The sequence below is a fragment of the Xylocopilactobacillus apicola genome, from assembly GCF_033095985.1.
GTDB classification, from domain to species: Bacteria; Bacillota; Bacilli; order Lactobacillales; family Lactobacillaceae; genus Xylocopilactobacillus; species Xylocopilactobacillus apicola.
The window spans coordinates 32,075-50,257 of sequence record NZ_AP026802.1 but is presented as its reverse complement, the minus strand read 5'-3'; the positions used below and the strand labels follow the sequence as shown (position 1 = coordinate 50,257).

The following is an 18,183-nucleotide window of genomic DNA, read 5'->3' as shown; positions in this document are numbered from 1 at the left end:
CATTCGAAATTTTTAAGCGGGCTGGGATTTGGCTCGCTATTTCAAGTGTTCTCTCCGATATTTTAAGGAGGTATAAATATGTCTATTACACCAGAAATGGCGAAGGAGCATTCTGCTGACCCAGCCGTTCTCTGTTGTCGTCGAGATAGTGGCAAAGTTCTAGAAGCCGCTGATTTTGAAGATCCGACTTTATTTGATGATTACGTCAGTTCAGGATTGTTAACTATTCCTGAGGACGTGCTCAGTATTGGTCAAGCTTTGGGAGGGACCTTAAAGAAAACAACAGATGCTTTAGTTCCCTTAACTCCTGATTCAGTTGATCAGGTCCAAGAAACAAAAACTGAAGCTAAACCAGAGACTGCTGCACCTATTGCTGCGGCTCCAAGTCCAGCACCAGTTGCTCCTGGTATAACTAAAGATGGTAATACTTTGCATCTTTCAATTGCTGAAGGTAAGGGGATTGATTTGCAGATTCCTTTAAGTGCGTTACAAAATGTCTTACCAGATGCACCAACGGATCCTAACAAACCAGCTCAAAAGACAACAGAAAGTCCAGATGTTGCTCCTACAGAGGATAAATCTGAACAAGTTGAAGCAACGGTAGTCCGCAAATTGGTTAAGGACTACTATCCAATCGAAAAAGTTACCTTTGGTGATAAAACAGAGATCAAAGGAAAAACTCTTCAATTGCGCAGTGCTGAGGATTTATGCAAAGAAGCGGTTGAAACTCAAGATATTGTTAAAGATATGAGTATGGAGATTATTACACCAGATAAATATCATGAATTTAGCAATACTATTATGGATGTCCAGCCAATTGCAACCAAGCAAGAAGGTGAGATCGGTGAAGGTGTCACTCGTGTCTTAGATGGCGTCGTAATGGTTTTAACCGGAACTGACGAAAACGGAGTCCAAATCGGTGAATTTGGTTCATCTGAAGGCCCGATGGATGAAAATATCATGTGGGGTCGTCCAGGCGCTGTTGATAAAGGCGATATTATGATCAAACTCAACATCACTGTTGCCGCTGGTACTAACCGTGAGCGTAAAGGTCCATTGTCTGCCCACTTGGCAACAGATACAATTACTGAAGAAATTCGGGAAGCTTTAAAAGAAGCGGATGCAGGTTTAGTTGACCATAGTGAAGAATTTGTTCAAAAACGTCACCCAAGTCAAAAACGCGTACTTATCGTTAAGGAAATCATGGGCCAGGGTGCAATGCATGATAACTTAATCATGCCAGTAGAACCTGCTGGAACTCTGGGAGCAAAACCAAACGTTGACCTTGGTAATGTTCCGGTAGTTTTAGCGCCAACTGAGCTTTTAGATGGCGGAATTCATGCTTTAACTTGTATTGGACCTGCTTCTAAGGAAACGACACGCCACTATTGGAGAGAACCTCTAGTAGAAGAAGCTATGCATAACGAAGACATCGATTTAGTAGGTGTTGCTTTAGTCGGTTCTCCCCAGGAAAACACCCAAAAATCCTACGTTTCAAAACGTCTTGGAATGATGGTTGAAGCGATGAACCTTGATGGTGCAATTATTACAACTGAAGGTTTTGGTAATAATCATATTGACTTCGGATTCCACCATGAAGAAATTGGTAAACGCGGTGTTGCTGTCGTTGGGGTTACTTTCTCAGCTGTCCAAGGCCAATTAGTCACTGGTAACAAATATATGGATGCAATGGTTGACAATAATAAGTCGCGTCAGGGAATTGAAAACGAAGTTCTCTCAAACAACACCTTGTGTCCTGAAGAAGCTGTCCGGGCTCTAGCAATGCTGGAAACCAAAATGGCTGGTGGAACGATTAAGAAACCAGAACGTCAATGGAATCCAAATGTTAAACAAAATAACATTGAAGTGATTGAAAAACAGACGGGCCAAAAGATTCATCTGGTTCAAAATGAGCAATCTCTGCCAATGAGCAAAAAACGGCGTGAAATTTACGAAAAAGCCGAAGGTTAACAACATTGGCCGAAGAAAATATTGGCTTTGATGAACTTAAATACGCATCAACTGAAACTGTTTGGCAGGGTGTCATCATTGAGTTGACTGATGCTAGTGTTGTAATTGACCTCAAGGGCCGGATGGGACGACTTGAAGTTCCTAAACGCATGGTTATTACCGAATACGAAATGCGCATCGGACAAGAAGTTGCTTTCTTAATGTCTTATCCTGAAGTCATACAAGAAGCTCCAAATGAAAAATACGTTAATGCATTAGCCGCTTATCATCAGAGGATGCGAGAAGTTCAAGAAAAAACCAAACAAAGAAATTTATTAAAGGAAGGGAGTACTCACAATGAGTCTCAAGAAGTTTGAGGGACTACAATCAGAAATTTTTGTCCCGATTACCCCAAAACCGGTTTGGGCACCAGTTACTAAACCGTTAAAAGATATGACTGTTGCGCTAGTTACCGCAGCAGGCGTCCATTTAAAAACTGATAAACCATTTAACCTTGCAGGAGATACTTCATATCGGATGGTTCCAGGAACCGCTCAAACCGATGAATTGATGGTATCTCATGGCGGATACGATAATACTGATGTAAATCGTGATATCAACTCAATGTTTCCAATCGACCGCCTACGCGAATTAGCTGATTCTGGCTTTATCAAGGCAGTTGCTCCAAGCATGTATACTTGTATGGGTGGCGGGGGAGACGTTAAAGTCTTCACCGAACAAACTGGGCCGGAAATTGCTCAAAAATTATTAGAAGAAAAAGTTGATGCTGTTGTTTTAACTGCCGGGTGAGGGACCTGTCATAGAACTGCCGTGATCGTGCAGCGAGCTATTGAAGAAGTTGGCATCCCAACTATTATTATTGCAGCCCTACCTCCAGTCGTACGTCAACAAGGATCTCCACGGGCCGTTGCTCCTCGTGTTCCAATGGGAGCTAACGCTGGTGAACCTCATAATATCGAAATGCAAACTGGTATTTTAAAGGATACTTTATCTCAGCTTGAAAAGCTTGAACAACCAGGTAAAATCATCCCATTACCATATGAATATCTTGCTAAAATTTAAAAAAAATCTAAAGCATTTAGAGAGTTAAAAGATGCCTAATGAAACGCTTAAGATTAAAGAGTTTATTATTGACCACGTTCAAATAGGAGATAGTTATCAGCTTAAGGATCATCAGTTAGTGATTCCAAAAAAGCCGCAAGAAGTGCTGCCAGCTGATTTTCAATCGGTTGAAATTAAAGTTTTGCCCCCTAATCAACTAGATGTGCCCACTAACGCCATTATGGATGTTATTCCAATCTCTACTAAAGTGCTGGGAAACATCGGAGAGGGGATTACCCATACTCTCACCGGTACTTGTGTGCTACTAACTGGCGCAGATCAACAAGGGCGCCAAATCCATGATTTTGGATCTTCTGATGGAATCTTAAAAGATCAAATCATGTTAGACCGCGATGGAACGCCAGGCACTAATGATTACATTATTATGTTTAATGTCATTGTTAAAAGCACCTCCAAGATGGATCGTAAGTCGATGACCGAAATTTTTGCTTTTGCTGATGCTTACATTCAGCCAATTCGCAAAATTTTGAAAGTAACTAACGGTTTGGAAGCTGACTATACTCATGAATATGTCAATGAGGTCCATCCGGGTAAACCAAAAGTCGCGATTGTCAAACAAGTCTCTGGCCAAGGAGCAATGTATGATAATTTACTTTTCGCCAAAGAACCAAGTGGGATGGAAGACGGAATTTCCATTATTGATCTCAATAATTTTCCCGTTCTTCTCACTCCCAATGAGTATCGCGATGGCGCAATTAGAGCAATGGTTTAAAAGGAGGATAGAATGGGAGTTGGTCCATCAACTAAAGAAACAACAAAACATCACTTTAAGGATCCCTTGGTGCGTGTTTTTGCCCAAGATCCAGACATTGATTTTCAAGGAATTATTGTCGTCGGCACTCCGCAGGATAATGTTTTAAAGAATCTTGTTGGTAAGCGAGTCGCTAAATGGCTTAAAGCTATGCGAACCGACGGCGCAGTAATCTCTGCTGATGGCTGGGGCAATTCTGATGTCGATTTCATGAATACAATGGAAAGTATTGGTTCTGAGGGAATCTCGGTGATTGGTTTAAAATTTATCGGCACCCAAGCAACTTTTGTTGTAACTAATGAATATACTCCTTACGTATTAGATATTAACAAATCTCCTAGCGGCAAAGAAACCACGGTCCTTGCAGAGAACAGTCTCGATGAACGTGATGCCAATAAAGCTCTTGGTTTTTTAAAATTAAAAATGCGTGCAGATCAAAAGTCTGCTGAATTGGAGGAAAACAATTGAAAATTTCAAGAATGCTTTCAGGGATCGATTCTCACACGGCTGGTGAAGCAGCTAGAATCATTACTGGAGGGATTCCAAAATTAAAGGGTAAAACGATTGCCGAAAAGAAACAGTATTTAATAGAAGAAAAAGATGATTTACGTAAAGCTTTAATGCTGGAACCGCGGGGACACGATGAAATGTTTGGCGCATTTTTGATTCCTGCTGTCAGCGACGAAGCTGATTTTGGCATTATCTTCATGGATACTGGCGGTTATTTAAACATGTGTGGTCACAATACGATTGCCGCAGTAACTGCAATTGTTGAAACTGGCATGGTTGACGTTTCAGAGAACGACCGTGAAAAAGAGGTTGTCTTAGAAGCACCTGCGGGAATTATTCACGCAACTGCTCATTTAGATGAACCATATCATGTTCAAAGCGTTTCTTTTCGTAACGTCCCTGCATTCTTACTGAAGCGTGACGTTGAAATCAATGTTGCTGAGTTGGGTTCAATCAAACTAGATGTTTCATTTGGGGGTAGTTTTTTTGCGATTTTACCAATCGCTGAACTCAACTTAAAAATTGAAAAAAACAATAGTAACCAGTTGGCAGAAATTGGAATGAAAATTCTTAAAGCTGCTAATGAACAGATTCCGGTTCAACATCCGGCCATGGACTATATCAATACCATTGATTTAGTAGAAATGTACGGTGAGCCGCAGTCTAGTGATGCTACAATGCAAAACGTCGTAGTCTTTGGCGATGGTCAAGTTGATCGTTCTCCTTGTGGAACTGGTACCAGTGCTAAATTAGCGACCTTGTATGCCAAAAAACAGATTGGCTTAAACGAGCCATTTGTTTATGAAAGTATTCTAAATACCAAATTTGTTGGCCGAGTAGTCGAAGAAACTTCGATCGGCGGAGTTAATGCAATTATTCCTGAGATTACCGGATCGGCATATCTTACTGGATTTAACACCTTCTTGTTCGATCCGTCAGATCCATTATCTGGAGGATTTACACTGAAATAGGAGGTAAAGATTTTGCCAATTAAGACTGTACTTCAAATATTATTAGGCATTTTAGGCATCTATTTTGCGTTTATCTGGATTCGTGATCTAGTAAAACATCGCGATGAGATTAACGATGGAAATGTTTATATTGCGGGGGGCATTGGATTTATTTGTAATTTTTTTGATGCCCTCGGGATTGGTAGCTATGCACCAACCACAATGTTTTTAAAGCTGACAAAATTTTTAAAATCTGACAAGTTGCTACCTGGAACTCTAAATGTTGCTTGTTCTATTCCGGTTTTAGTTGAAGCATTTATGTTTATTACTTCGGTCAAAGTTGACGGTTTAACTTTGATCTCACTAGTAATCGCTTCAGCTGTTGGTTCATTTTTTGGCTCTAAATTTATTGCAAAAGTTGATGAGAAGAAAATTCAAATAATTATGGGATTTGCCCTTGTCGTAACTTCAATCTTGATGCTGTTACAAAATACTGGTGTTTTAGCAGGACTTGGAAACGGTAATGAAGCTACTGCCTTAACTGGTGGCAAACTATTCATTGGAATTATTGGTAATTTAATCCTAGGAGCTCTTATGACTGCCGGAATCGGGCTTTATGCTCCTTGTATGGCAATGATTTACCTTTTAGGCCTAACTCCAATCGCTGCTTTTCCAATTATGATGGCATCTTGTGCTGCCTTAATGCCAGTTGCTAGCCGCGAATTCATTAAAAAGGGCGATTATAACCGAATGGGTTCGATTGGAATTACAATCGGTGGAGTAATCGGTGTTTATGTTGCAGTTAAATTTGTTAAAAGTCTTGACGTTAAAGTTTTGTCATGGCTTGTTATCATTGTTGTTGCTTATACCGCTTTAACAATGTTATATCAAGGTTTTCGCAAAACTGCTAAATAATTTTTATTCAACTGCGGTTTAGGTAATCGTTAGTTTTACAAAAGACCGTAATCAATTTTTAGATTGCGGTCTTTTAGATAAGGAGTTTAAGATGGATGAAGAACAATTGTTTGTCTGTGGTGGATGTAATGCCAAAATGGGGCCAGGGGACCTCAAAAATCTTTTAAATGATTTGCCCCAAAATCACGATCCTCGGCTGCTAGTAGGTTTTGACTCTACTGATGACGCAGCAGTTTATCAATTAAATGAGCATCTTGCGACTATTCAAACAATTGATTTCTTTCCTTCAATGGTCACTGATCCTTATCTGTTTGGTCAAATTGCTGCAACTAACGCCTTAAGTGACATCTTTGCAATGGGCGGCGATGTTTTATTAGCGCTCAATATCGTTTGTTTTCCGGAAAAGGGTAGTTTAACAACTTTGAAGAAAATTCTAGCTGGCGGCCAAGAGAAAGTTACTGAAGCAGGAGGCGTCATTGCAGGAGGGCACTCCATCCATGACCATTTGCCCAAGTATGGACTTTCAGTTACTGGCTCAATTGACCCTCATCAAATTATCTGCAATAACAAGGTTAATGATGGCGACGTTTTGATCTTAACCAAGAAATTGGGAGTGGGAATCATCACCGCAAGTTATCAAGCCGAAGCGGTAAGCCCTGAAGCTTTCAATACAGCCGTTGCCTCTATGACAATGCTTAACCGTGATGCATCTATGGTTATGCGCAAGTATTCAATTAGCGCTTGTACTGATGTAACGGGCTTTGGTCTTGCCGGTCACTTGGCTGAAATGCTTACAGGTGGTCAACATCAAGCTGTTATCGAGGCCGAAGATTTACCAATCATTCCTGAGGCTTACGCCTGTGCGGAAGATTTATTAGTTACTGCTGGCGGCCAAAGGAATCGAAAATTTCTCAAAGAGCGAATTCATTTCAACTTTGTCGATCATGCTTTAGAAGAAATCGTCTTTGATCCCCAGACTTCTGGTGGTCTTTTAATCAGCGTTAAAGCTGAAGACGCCGAGGCAATGATGGCTGAAATGACTCAGAAAAAAGTTCCATTTAGTAAAATTGGCCGAATCCAAAAGAAACCTGTCCCCACGGCCGCAGACATTATCGTAGATTAAGGAGTTAAAATGAAAAAAATTGATGCGCGCGGACTTGCTTGTCCGTTACCTGTAATTAAGGCAAAAAAAGCACTCAGAGATCACACTGAAATTCAGATTACCGTTGATAATGAAGAGGCAGCAGAAAATCTTGAAAAATTAGCTCAACAATTGCAATATTCTTTTAGTAAACAAGAAATTGGAAACCAAGATGTTCAAATTGAGATTAACCGCGAAAATTCTGCAATCCAGAGGATCCCAACACCTGCTAAAGTCTCACAAGCAATTGATGATAATCTAACTCAAGCAATCGAACCAGCTTTTGTTAATAATGTCCGGTTGTCTGATGGTTATTTAACGGTTATCGGCACCAACGTCATGGGACAAGGCGATGATCAACTTGGCGCGATTCTCATGAAGAGCTTCATTTATTCACTAACTGAACAAGATGTTTTACCAGAAACCGTTATTTTCTTTAACGGCGGCGTCAAACTTCTCGTTGAAGGCTCTGAATCGGTTCCAGACATTAAAGCACTCCAAGAAAAGGGTGTTAAGATTTTGGTCTGCGGAACTTGTGTAGATTTCTACGGAATCAAAGATCAATTACAAGTGGGTGAAATTACGAATTTGTACCATATCTTAGAACTAATGCGCAAGGCTCAACGCATCGTTAAACCATAAATTATGGATGACGATTTCGGGTTAATTGTTTTTGAGTCAACTCAATTAGCAATTAAAGCACAAGACCTTCTGACAGCTAAGCATTATCAAACACGGGTTTTAACTACACCTGGAACAATAAGCGCTGGGTGTGGTTTGAGTATCTTCTGTGCAGTTGAAGACCTTGAAGAGATAATTAAACTATTAGACAATGAAAATGCAATATATGTCGGACACAAAAACGGGCTCAAAACCCATTATGAGAGGATTGAACTTGGATCAAATAGTAATTGCAACAGCAGGACACGTTGACCACGGTAAAACAACCCTGATCAAAAGTCTTACTGGGGTTGATACCGATACTACCGAAGAAGAAAAGAGCCGTGGTCTTACAATTAATCTGGGTTTTACCTTTTTGAAATTACCTAACGATCAACGAGTTGGAATTGTCGATGTTCCCGGTCATGAGAAATTCTTAAAAAACATGTTAGCGGGCTTATCTGGCGTGGATTTAGTACTTCTTGTTATTGATGTCAATGAAAGCGTCATGCCACAAACCATTGAACATGCCAGCATTTTGCGCCTAATTGGTTTGACTAATTTTATTATTGTTTTAACAAAAGTTAAAACTACTGATCAGGAAATGATTGAATTTACAATCTCTGACATCAAGGAAACTTTTAAATCTGACCCGGTGCTTATAAATGCTCCAATCATTAAGACTGATGCTGCAAGCGGGTTTGGACTAAATGATTTGATTGCAGAAATTCAAAAGATGTCCCAAAAAATTAAACCTCGAAAAAACACTGGTTTTGCTCGTTTGAACATTGATCGTAATTTTGTTATTAAAGGTTTTGGAACCGTCGTAACTGGCACCCTTTTAGAGGGTGCTGTTAAAAACGGGGATAACCTAATACTTTATCCCGAAGAGAAAAATGTTCACGTAAAAAGCGTGAGAACTTATGATCAAGCAACTGATACTGCTTTACCTGGTCAGCGAACAGCATTAAATGTTAATTTAGCTGCTGACGAAATTTCCCGTGGTTCCGTTATTGCAACCAAAAATACTGTTCAAATTACTGACGAAATTAATGTCAATTTAAAGACCCTGAATTTCAAAGAGCAGCTACTAGAACTTAACACCCGCGTTCACGTTTATGTTGGTGCCACTGAAGTTTTGGGTAGGATTTATCCTTTAGGGACTGATGATTTTAAACCAGAAAGCGAGTGCTTTGCACAAATTAGATTAGAGCAACCTATTGTGGTTAAGTATGGCGATCATTTCATTATTCGTTCCTACTCACCATTAATAACCTTGGGTGGTGGTCAAATTTTAGATCCGAAACCCCCAACTCGAAAAAGATTTGATCAACAGATTTTGCAGCAATTAAAAATTCGCCATCGCGGCAAATTAAAAGAAATGATTGTTGACTATGCATCTTATCAAAAAGAATATTTGCTCAATCCAAAGGATCTAGCAGTGACTTTTAACGAGAGTCCTAACATTATTTCCCGGGAAATTGAAAATCTAATCACTGATCAGGAAATTGTAAAAATTGACAATCAATTGTTGGTGATCAAAAATGCTAAACTCAAAAATCAACAAATTATTAATGAGCTAGAGAAATATCACCAACAGTATCCTCTTCGTTCAGGTTGTCCAAGATCAGTAGTTCAAGCCCAATTAAGTGCTGAAATTGGTGAATCTGCTGCAAAAGTGATTTTAAAATATCTCGAAACAAAAGATCTGATTAGAATAAATGGTGAAAATTATCACTTGGCCTCCTTCTCACCGCAACTGACTAAAGAAGATCAAGCAATCCAATTAGAAATCCATCAACGATTAGTGGCTTCAGGTAATACACCTCCTTCAATTGATGAACTGGTTAATGGACAGGCCAGAGCAAAAGAAGTACTAATGTCAATGATTGGAGATGATGTGGTTCTTTTAGATTCTGAAACCGTAATCGATCGAGAAGTTTATCAAAAAATAGCAGAGCAAGTTAGATCCTTTATTAAAGAAAATGGTCCAATGAGTTTGGCAGATTACCGTGATTTAACGGGATCAAGTCGACGTTATGCAATGTTGGTTTTGACTAAAATGGATCAAGACGGAATTACTGAAAGATCGAGCAATAAACGGATATTAAAGAAAGGTCATGAAACGACATGATTTACCTAGATAATGCGGCTACTACACTAATTAAACCATCAATTGTTGGAAAAAAAGTATTTGAAATAATTAGTAGTGCAAAGTTTGGAAATCCAGCTCGTGGTTCTTCCAATGCTTCAGTCAACGCTCTTGATGAAGTTTTCAAAACCCGTAAATTGATTCGAAAATTGTTCAATTTAGCAGATCCTAGTTTGACTGCTTTTACAAATAACGCAACAGAAGCTTTAAACTTTGCCATCAAAGGGCTTTTGAAATCAGGAGATCATGTTATTGCAACTACATTAGATCATAACTCAGTGCTAAGGCCAATTTATCAGTTAGAAAAAACCGGTATTGAACATGATTTTGTTGGACTAAACAAAGATGGGTCTCTGGATTACAACCAATTTGAGCGACTCCTCAAACCTAACACTAAAATGGTCGTTTGTCCTCACGCCTCAAATGTGACTGGCGAAATATTGGACCTTAAGTTTATTAGTGATTTTTGTCACCAGAACCAATTATTAATGGTTGTCGACGCGGCCCAGACAGCGGGTGTTATACCGATTGACGTTAGACGCGATGGCATTGATGTTCTTTGTTTTACTGGTCACAAATCTCTTTTCGGCCCCCAGGGAACGGGCGGAATTTGTTTAAGCCATCAACTGGCTATTGAACCTTTGATCTCGGGAGGAACCGGAATTGATTCTTTTAACCATGATCAACCAGCTGTTTTTCCCGAGCACCTTGAAGCGGGAACCTTAAATGTTGCTGGCATTGCTGGATTGGGTGCTGGAATCGAATATGTTTTAGCTCAAGGAATTGAGAATTCAGGCACTGTTGCAAGGAATTTAGCCGATCGTTTCATTGCAGGAATCAAAAATTTGCCACAAGTTAAAATCTATGGAAATTTAAATCGCCCGAAAGTGGCGACGGTTAGTCTTAATCTAGGGGATATAAACTCAGCTGAAATAAGCGACTTCCTTCAGACGCATTATGACATCGCAACTCGGGCTGGGGCTCATTGTGCTCCTCTTCTACACTGTGCGCTTAAGACTAAGGATCAGGGGATGGTTAGATTTTCTTTCTCAAGTTTCAACCAGCCAAGTGATGTCGATCAAGCGGTTAAGGCAATCAAAACACTCTCTGATGAACTAGAAAGGGAAGCCAGAACATGAATCAGACTGAAATTTTTCGTCAAATCCCTTCGATGAATGAACTAGTTGAAAGTTTAGGTAACACTCCTGCAGTTAAAGCTGCCATCGAACAAGTGTTAAAAAACACTAGGGCCCAAATCCAAAACGGCAAAATCACGCAAGTAAACATTGCAGATCTTAAAATCATGATCACCAAGAAAATAAAAGAAAATTCAGCTAACTCGTTGCAACCAGTAATTAATGCAACTGGAATTATTCTCCATACTAATTTGGGTCGATCGGTTTTAAGTAAGTGTGTCAAGGAAAAATTAAATGATATTTCCTTTAATTATTCTAACCTCGAATTTTCGCTCAATGAAAAAAAACGGGGAAGTCGCTATGAACATGTAGAAAGCATCCTAAAAGAGCTGACAGGAACTGAATCAGCTTTAGTAGTAAACAATAATGCCGCTGCAGTATTATTAATCTTATCAACAATTGCTCACAAAAAAGAGGTAGTTGTCTCGCGTGGAGAATTAGTTGAAATTGGCGGTTCGTTTCGAATCCCTGACATTATCACAAGTGTTAATAGCACCTTAAGAGAAGTCGGAACTACCAACAAAACTCATTTAGCTGACTATCAGAGCGCAATTAACGAACAAACTGGAGCTATTTTAAAAGTTCACCCTAGTAATTACGAAATTATCGGCTTTACCGAACAAGTTCCAGAATCAGAGTTGGTGGAACTTGCTCATCAAGCAAATTTACCGCTAATTACTGATCTCGGGAGCGGGCTAATGGTCAATCTACCAGATATTAATGATGAACCAACAGTTAGAGAAATTGCGCAATTCAGCGATTTGGTAGCTTTTTCAGGCGACAAATTATTAGGTGGACCCCAAGCTGGTATTATTGTTGGGAAATCAAAATACATTGATCAGCTTAAACACCATCAGCTACTTAGAGCCTTAAGGATTGACAAGCTAACTCTTGCTGCTTTAGAGGCAACCCTGCAAATTTACCAAGAGCCAGCCCGTGCTTTAAAGGAAATCCCGACTTTACGGATGCTCACTCGAACAAAAAACGAACTACAAAGTAGCGCAGAGTATTTCCTAGCTCAACTGCAACAATTACCAGATATTAAATCAGAAATCATTGCTGGTTATTCAGAAGTTGGGGGTGGAACTTTCCCAAATTTAGAGCTGCCAACCTCAATTGTTGCTGTTTCGTCTCCGAAGATTTCTACGCAAGATTTCGATACTCGATTACGTCAAGCAACAATCCCAATAATCACTCGTTTAAAAAATGAGCAGTTATTGTTTGATCTTAGAACTTTAACACAAACAGATTTATCCGTTATCATTGAAGAACTTACAAAAATTTTTAAAAAAGTGAAAACCATGAATGAAACTAATGAAGATGAACTTTTAGCCGATACAGTTTATGGTCAACTAGAAGACGTCATTGACCCTGAATTAGGAATTGATATTGTTAATTTAGGCTTGATTTACGATGTAACATGTTTCAATCACCAATGCTTAATTACGATGACTCTAACTATTATGGGCTGTCCATTAAGCGAGATGTTATCTGAACAAATCAAAGAACAAGTTCTGGCAATCAAAGAAATTGAAGAATGCACTATTAAGCTTGTCTGGGAACCTGCTTGGACTACGGCAAAAATGAGCCGCTATGCCAAGTTGTTTCTAGGCATTCACGATTAAAGAGAGGAAATAATCTATGAGTTTAATTAAGTTATCATTGAAGCAAAGCGTTGGCGCTTTCGATAACCCGACTGTCAAAGTTGGTGATAAAGTTAAACGCGGCCAGCTCATTGCCGTTCCAAACGGTTTAGGCGTGAATTTACACTCCAGTGTTGATGGCATCATTAAAGAGGTCACTGATCAATACATTGAAATTACTGCTGACCAAAAACAAAGTTCTGACTTTGTCAAAATCCCTGACACTGCTTCAAATTTAGAAGCAATTACTGAAGCAGGTGTTGTCGGATGTGGAGGTGCTGGTTTTCCAGCTGGTGCTAAATATGCCCGCCCCATTCCTGACGGTCATTTATTTATTAACGCTGCTGAATGTGAACCTGTTTTGCGTCACAACATCGCTCGCATCATTACGGATGCCGAGAAAATTGTTCGTGGAATTGAATACATCAAGGATATTGTCGGTGCAAAAGATGTTCAAATTGCAATTAAACGCAAAAACACTAATGCTGTCGCTCTACTAGAAGAAGCGATTCGCGGTCACGACGATATTTCGTTAGAGTTAATGCTAAATCGCTATCCAGAAGGGGAAGAACGGGCAATCATCCGGGATTCCAATCTCCACAAGCTTTTAAAAACCGATGAATTACCTTATGCTGCTAATGCGATCGTAACTAATTTAGAGACTGTCTTTCGAGCAGCTGAAGCAATTGAGGACCGCAAGCCAGTTATGACCAAAGACATTACCGTGGCTGGGCGCTTAAACGGCGATAATGAGGTTATCGATGTCAAGCTAGACGTCCCAATCGGCACTTTAGTTGGAGATATTTTAACAGATTATCCTAAAATGGCTGAATACGGAGAATTGATCTTGGGTGGACCTTTCACCGGATCTCGCACTGATCTAACTCAACCAATTAGTAAAACCGCGGGCGGAGTCATTGCAACAATCCCATTTCCAAGCCTTAAAGGCAAAAAAGTTGGCCTGCTCGCTTGTGCATGCGGCGCAACACCAGAACGAATGAAAGAACTAGCTGCTTCGATGGATGCCGAAGTAGTAGGGATCGAATGGTGTAAAAACGCCGTCGTCGATGAAAAAACCGGCCGAGCAAAATGTATCAACCCTGGTATTTGTCCAGGACAAGCCGAAAAAATTCTAAAATTACGAGCAGATGGTGCTGAAGAGCTCATGGTCGGTAACTGTACCGATTGTACCAATACCGTCATGGGAGTAGCACCAAAACTGAAACTACCAGTTATTCACACGACAGATTTTGCGCGGCGAGCAACGGGTATGCGAATTATGCGTTACATGCTCCCCGAAAACGATCAATAAAATGTTGCAGTTAGCCTCAGTGCTAACTGTTTTTTTGCAAAAAAACACCCACCTAAAACTTTTAGGCAGGCGACAAATTGTTATTCTTCTAGTAAGAACCAGAAGCTGATTTACTGGCGGGAACGTGTGGGAATCGAACCCACCCAAGAAGCTTTAAACCCCTCATACTGGTTTTGAAGACCAGAGGGAACACCAGAACCCATCCGCTCCCGACGCTATTATAGCATATTTTAGCACCAAACAAATAGCGGTTTCCTGCTATAATTCCATCTCAACTTTTGCACGGTAAAGCTTCTTATATTGATGTTCATATATTGACCTCAATTTTTCGACCAATAACAAATGCTCTTGCGGCAAAATAAGTTCATTCGATACGAGTGGCTCTACTTTACTGCCAATTAAGTTGGCTCCGCGCGATACAGATTCGGGTGTTTGCATGACTTGAATCGGCAAATTTAACAAATCTGCTCTCAGCTGAATCCAGATGGGATCCTTGGTTGCCGGACCAATCAGTTTAATTCTCTTAACTTGCTTAGTTGGTAGACACTCTAAAGCATACTTCAATTCAAAAGTCAGACCTAAAAACAAACCAAAAATCAATTCCTTAATCGTCGTTTGATCAGTGAGGCCATACCAAAGCCCTTTTGTTATCACCGACTTCGTAGGACTGCCGCTTCCGTTAAAATGAGGAATTACGAAATTAAAACTCCCAGGTGTGAGCCGATCGTTGCGATAATCTTGATCAATTTCGTTTGACAAATCCATAAATTCTTCTTCTGATAATTTATAAAGTTCATCGAACCACTGAATAACTGAACCGACCGCCGGTAGCGCTGTAAAAGCTGTATAGTACTGGGGATCTGGATAAATCCCGTAAGCAATCCCGTGTTCTTCATCATTTTTACTTGTCTTAAATTGATCCAACAAAACCAAAATTCCCTCGGTGGTTCCAGTTGAATCCAATAGTTCATCTTGCTTTTGACCACTGGCAATTGACCCTACCATATGATCGTGTCCAGCAATTGTCACTTTAACTTGATCATTTAAATTAAGCTCTTTGGCAATCTCTTTTTTGACAAAACCAATTTTATCCCCCGCCGTAATTAAAGCCGGGAAGCTAATGTTGGTAATTTGGAAAATTTCCTTAATTCGTTCAGACCAACAATGATTTTTTAAATCATACACCATTGTCCTACTCGCAATGGAATACTCCGAATTCATCACCCCCGTCAGTTGATAGGCAAGATAATCGGGAATACAAAGCCAAGTATAATTTTGCTTGTCATCAAGTCCTGATTCATTAGCAAGCAGCCACTTTATTTTGCTAACCGAATAGTGGACATGCGCTGGCAATCCCGTAATTTCATAAATTTCATTTTTTTCATTTGGAGTTAAATGATCAATTATCTCTTGTGAGCGGCAATCATACCAAGCAATCATTGGCGAAACCGTCTGACCATGCTGATCAATTAAAACGCCGGATTCACCAACACTGGCAATTGCAATTTGTTTCACTTGAGCTAAAACTTCCAAAGGAAAATTACTAATTATTTTTTTAATTTGAGCAACTAATTGATCTGCATCGAAATCAATTAAACCGTCATGAATTGACTTTGGGGTCTTGAATTTAACTTGATTACTGGGTGCAACCGAACTAGGATCATTCCAAATTGAAATTTTAGTATTAGTTGTCCCAACATCAATTGTTAGATTCATTCGCACCACTTAAACCAGCCATTTCTTTTTTATAAATTCGATAAGTCCACCAAATCAATAAGCCAACTATCGGAATCAGCACCAAAGCAATCGGATTTAGCTCAAAAATTTTGACAATCCAAAATCTTAAGGGGTTTCCGCCGTCTAAGAAACTGGTCACTGAAGCTTTGTTGGCTCCGGAGTAATTAACAGCTTTGGCCATTTTAGTAATCGTTGCTGCTAAAGCAGAAGAAATATAAAGGTCCCCAATTAGACAAGGAATTGAAATAAGGATTGAGCGGAAAACATCTCCGTGGGTCGCTAAGACAATCATTGAGGCAAATACTGCTAAATTAGCCAAATCTGCCAGCGGCATCGTACCATTTCCGGGTAAGAAAAACGCAAGCACTACCGCAAGGGGAGTTAAGATTAAACCGGTCGAAATAACCGCCGGATTCCCAATTGCCACTGCGATATCTAACCCAATGTAAAGTTCACCGCTATTTTTGACATGCTGATTGAGCCAATCTTTAACTGCTTCTGAAATCGGCATTAAGCCTTCCATCAGAATTCTTACCATCCGGGGCAAAATAAACATTACTGCGCCCAGATTAATCCCGGTTTGCAAAACCTGACGGAGGTCATATCCGGCCAAAAGTCCTAAGATAATTCCCAAAATTGTTCCAATCATCAAAGGCTCGCCCATGATGCCAAACTTTTTCTGAATCGTTTCTGGTCTTATTTTGATTTTGTTAAGACCAGGAATATGATCGATAATATAATTTCCCAACAAACCAATTGGCCAAAAAGTTATTGAGGAAACGGTCGGAAGCGAAATTCCTTCGAGTCCAAAATATTTCTCTCCCATCGGTGCTGCCCAATCGGCAAGTTTGAAAACAATCACCGTAATAATTGCAGCAGCCAAAATTCCCAACCAATAGCTGCCAGTCACATAATAAACTAACGTGCCTAGCAGGGCGAAATGCCAATAGTTCCATAAATCGACATCGACAGTTTTAGTCCACTTTAGCGCCAACATTGCGATATTAATCACAATTGTCATAATAATAACTAATGGGGCAATCGGCAGGCCCCAAGTAATTGCCGAAAGGGCAGGCCAGCCTAGATCAGCATGCGGTAAATTCAATCCAATATGCTTAACCATGACCTTAGCGGCTGGACCAACGTTATCCGATAAAATGGTCATTACGGCATTAATTCCAACAAATCCCACCCCAACTGTTACGGCTGAGCGCAAGGCTTTAGCTGGTTTTACTCGAAAGCAAATTGCGAGGATAAACAAGAAGAGCGGGAGCATAACGGTGGCGCCCATCCCTAAAACATATTGCACAATCCCGTTTAATTGTGCTATTAGATTAGACATCGTTATCCTCCCTAATCAACAAGATGATTTTTAATATCTTCTAGCACTTTATCCGCACCAACTCCGGTAATTAGCGGTAGCGCTCGAATTACTGGAATTTCTAATTCATAAGGGACATTAGTGGTCGAAACGATTAAATCTGCGTTTTTAAGATCGTATTCAGGTAATGAGGCAACGTTAGTTTGCGTATAGTTAACGTCAATTCCTTGATCTTTTAAATAATCCAAAGTTTTTTCAGCTACTACTGTTGAAGTTGCGATTCCGGTCGCACAAACAAAAAGAATTGTTTTTTTGGTTCCGTTTTGGGTCATGATGATTCCTCCAAGATTGATTTTTTTACTTCTTTAACGATGAACTCGTCTGATTTAGTTAAAAATTCTTCCAACAAATTTTGGTCTTGAACAATTGACATGATTTTTTGGAGAATATTTAACTGTTTATTAGATTGTGCTAGTGATAAAAGAAAAATAATTTTCACGTCGACCAATTCGTCTTCAGTCCCCATTACCGTCATGGTAATTGGTTCGTGCAAAATCCCGACCGAGATCGCATTTTGCTTAACATAATTTGGATCAGTGTGGGGAATTGCCACCCCGATGGGTTCCGTCGGTAACCCGGTTGGAAACACAAGTTCTCTTTCTTTAACCGCTTGTGGATAAGTTGGGGTCACTAGATCTTTTGCTATTAAATTTGTGGACATTTCATCAACTATCTCTGAAAAACTAATTTCAGTTGGGAAATGTTTGACAAAATCTTTATCAAAATTTACTTGTTCACTCAT

19 protein-coding genes, 1 tRNA gene and 1 pseudogene are annotated in these 18,183 nt (G+C 39.8%); 16 read left to right on the top strand and 5 right to left on the bottom strand.

Annotated features, from left to right (window positions below):
• Positions 1-78: 78 nt before the first annotated feature.
• From prdA to prdC, 16 genes and pseudogenes are all read left to right on the top strand, one after another.
• Entirely contained in the window at positions 79-1,971 is a 1,893-nt protein-coding gene (gene prdA / locus R8495_RS00295) for a D-proline reductase (dithiol) proprotein PrdA (protein WP_317635573.1), read from the top strand.
• A gap of 5 nt (positions 1,972-1,976) precedes the next feature.
• Positions 1,977-2,327: a CBO2463/CBO2479 domain-containing protein gene (locus R8495_RS00290; protein ID WP_317635572.1), complete on the top strand. Its 351-nt coding sequence runs from the start codon at positions 1,977-1,979 to the stop codon at positions 2,325-2,327.
• Positions 2,308-2,760, top strand: coding sequence for a glycine/sarcosine/betaine reductase selenoprotein B family protein (locus tag R8495_RS11215; RefSeq protein ID WP_486684819.1), 453 nt, complete (start codon positions 2,308-2,310; stop codon positions 2,758-2,760). The genes R8495_RS00290 and R8495_RS11215 overlap by 20 nt, the downstream gene beginning before the upstream one ends.
• A gap of 27 nt (positions 2,761-2,787) precedes the next feature.
• Entirely contained in the window at positions 2,788-3,033 is a 246-nt protein-coding gene (locus R8495_RS11210; RefSeq protein ID WP_486684818.1) for a hypothetical protein, read from the top strand.
• 31 nt (positions 3,034-3,064) lie between these two features.
• Complete coding sequence (gene prdD / locus R8495_RS00280) at positions 3,065-3,805, top strand: proline reductase cluster protein PrdD (protein WP_317635570.1); 741 nt, start codon at positions 3,065-3,067, stop codon at positions 3,803-3,805.
• Between the two features lie 12 nt (positions 3,806-3,817).
• Positions 3,818-4,312 (top strand): glycine/sarcosine/betaine reductase component B subunit, encoded by a 495-nt coding sequence (locus tag R8495_RS00275; protein WP_317635569.1) that lies wholly within the window; start codon positions 3,818-3,820, stop codon positions 4,310-4,312.
• Positions 4,309-5,325: a proline racemase family protein gene (locus R8495_RS00270; protein WP_317635568.1), complete on the top strand. Its 1,017-nt coding sequence runs from the start codon at positions 4,309-4,311 to the stop codon at positions 5,323-5,325. The genes R8495_RS00275 and R8495_RS00270 overlap by 4 nt, the downstream gene beginning before the upstream one ends.
• Positions 5,326-5,343: 18 nt before the next feature.
• Positions 5,344-6,219, top strand: coding sequence for a TSUP family transporter (locus tag R8495_RS00265; protein ID WP_425613276.1), 876 nt, complete (start codon positions 5,344-5,346; stop codon positions 6,217-6,219).
• Positions 6,220-6,310: 91 nt separating this feature from the next.
• Positions 6,311-7,342, top strand: coding sequence for a selenide, water dikinase SelD (gene selD / locus R8495_RS00260; RefSeq protein WP_317635566.1), 1,032 nt, complete (start codon positions 6,311-6,313; stop codon positions 7,340-7,342).
• Positions 7,343-7,351: 9 nt separating this feature from the next.
• Positions 7,352-8,002, top strand: coding sequence for a sulfurtransferase-like selenium metabolism protein YedF (yedF, locus tag R8495_RS00255; RefSeq protein WP_317635565.1), 651 nt, complete (start codon positions 7,352-7,354; stop codon positions 8,000-8,002).
• A 3-nt stretch (positions 8,003-8,005) separates the two neighbouring features.
• Complete coding sequence (locus tag R8495_RS00250; RefSeq protein WP_317635564.1) at positions 8,006-8,293, top strand: putative Se/S carrier protein; 288 nt, start codon at positions 8,006-8,008, stop codon at positions 8,291-8,293.
• Positions 8,256-10,154 (top strand): selenocysteine-specific translation elongation factor, encoded by a 1,899-nt coding sequence (gene selB, locus R8495_RS00245; RefSeq protein WP_317635563.1) that lies wholly within the window; start codon positions 8,256-8,258, stop codon positions 10,152-10,154. The genes R8495_RS00250 and selB overlap by 38 nt, the downstream gene beginning before the upstream one ends.
• Positions 10,151-11,311 (top strand): aminotransferase class V-fold PLP-dependent enzyme, encoded by a 1,161-nt coding sequence (locus R8495_RS00240; RefSeq protein ID WP_317635562.1) that lies wholly within the window; start codon positions 10,151-10,153, stop codon positions 11,309-11,311. The genes selB and R8495_RS00240 overlap by 4 nt, the downstream gene beginning before the upstream one ends.
• A pseudogene (gene selA, locus R8495_RS00235) lies at positions 11,308-12,633 on the top strand (L-seryl-tRNA(Sec) selenium transferase); the annotation flags it as partial. The gene R8495_RS00240 and the pseudogene selA, both read left to right, overlap by 4 nt.
• Before the next feature lie 36 nt (positions 12,634-12,669).
• Entirely contained in the window at positions 12,670-12,993 is a 324-nt protein-coding gene (locus tag R8495_RS00230; RefSeq protein ID WP_317636639.1) for a metal-sulfur cluster assembly factor, read from the top strand.
• A 16-nt stretch (positions 12,994-13,009) separates the two neighbouring features.
• Entirely contained in the window at positions 13,010-14,323 is a 1,314-nt protein-coding gene (prdC, locus tag R8495_RS00225; protein WP_317635561.1) for a proline reductase-associated electron transfer protein PrdC, read from the top strand.
• A 114-nt stretch (positions 14,324-14,437) separates the two neighbouring features.
• On the opposite strand, the gene R8495_RS00220 is transcribed toward prdC, so the two are convergent.
• The 5 genes from R8495_RS00220 to R8495_RS00200 all read right to left on the bottom strand — a co-directional run bounded on the left by R8495_RS00220 (position 14,438) and on the right by R8495_RS00200 (position 18,183).
• Positions 14,438-14,534 (bottom strand) — tRNA-Sec (locus tag R8495_RS00220).
• Between the two features lie 47 nt (positions 14,535-14,581).
• Positions 14,582-16,039, bottom strand: a complete 1,458-nt coding sequence (locus R8495_RS00215) for an FGGY-family carbohydrate kinase (RefSeq protein WP_317635560.1) — start codon at positions 16,037-16,039, stop codon at positions 14,582-14,584.
• A complete protein-coding gene (locus tag R8495_RS00210) occupies positions 16,023-17,402 on the bottom strand; it encodes a PTS galactitol transporter subunit IIC (protein ID WP_317635559.1) in 1,380 nt (459 codons plus the stop codon). The genes R8495_RS00215 and R8495_RS00210 overlap by 17 nt, the downstream gene beginning before the upstream one ends.
• Positions 17,403-17,413: 11 nt before the next feature.
• The gene (locus tag R8495_RS00205) at positions 17,414-17,713 is read right to left on the bottom strand and encodes a PTS sugar transporter subunit IIB (RefSeq protein WP_317635558.1); all 300 of its coding nucleotides are present in this window, start codon (positions 17,711-17,713) and stop codon (positions 17,414-17,416) included.
• Entirely contained in the window at positions 17,710-18,183 is a 474-nt protein-coding gene (locus R8495_RS00200) for a PTS sugar transporter subunit IIA (protein ID WP_317635557.1), read from the bottom strand. Before R8495_RS00200 ends, R8495_RS00205 begins: the two co-directional genes overlap by 4 nt.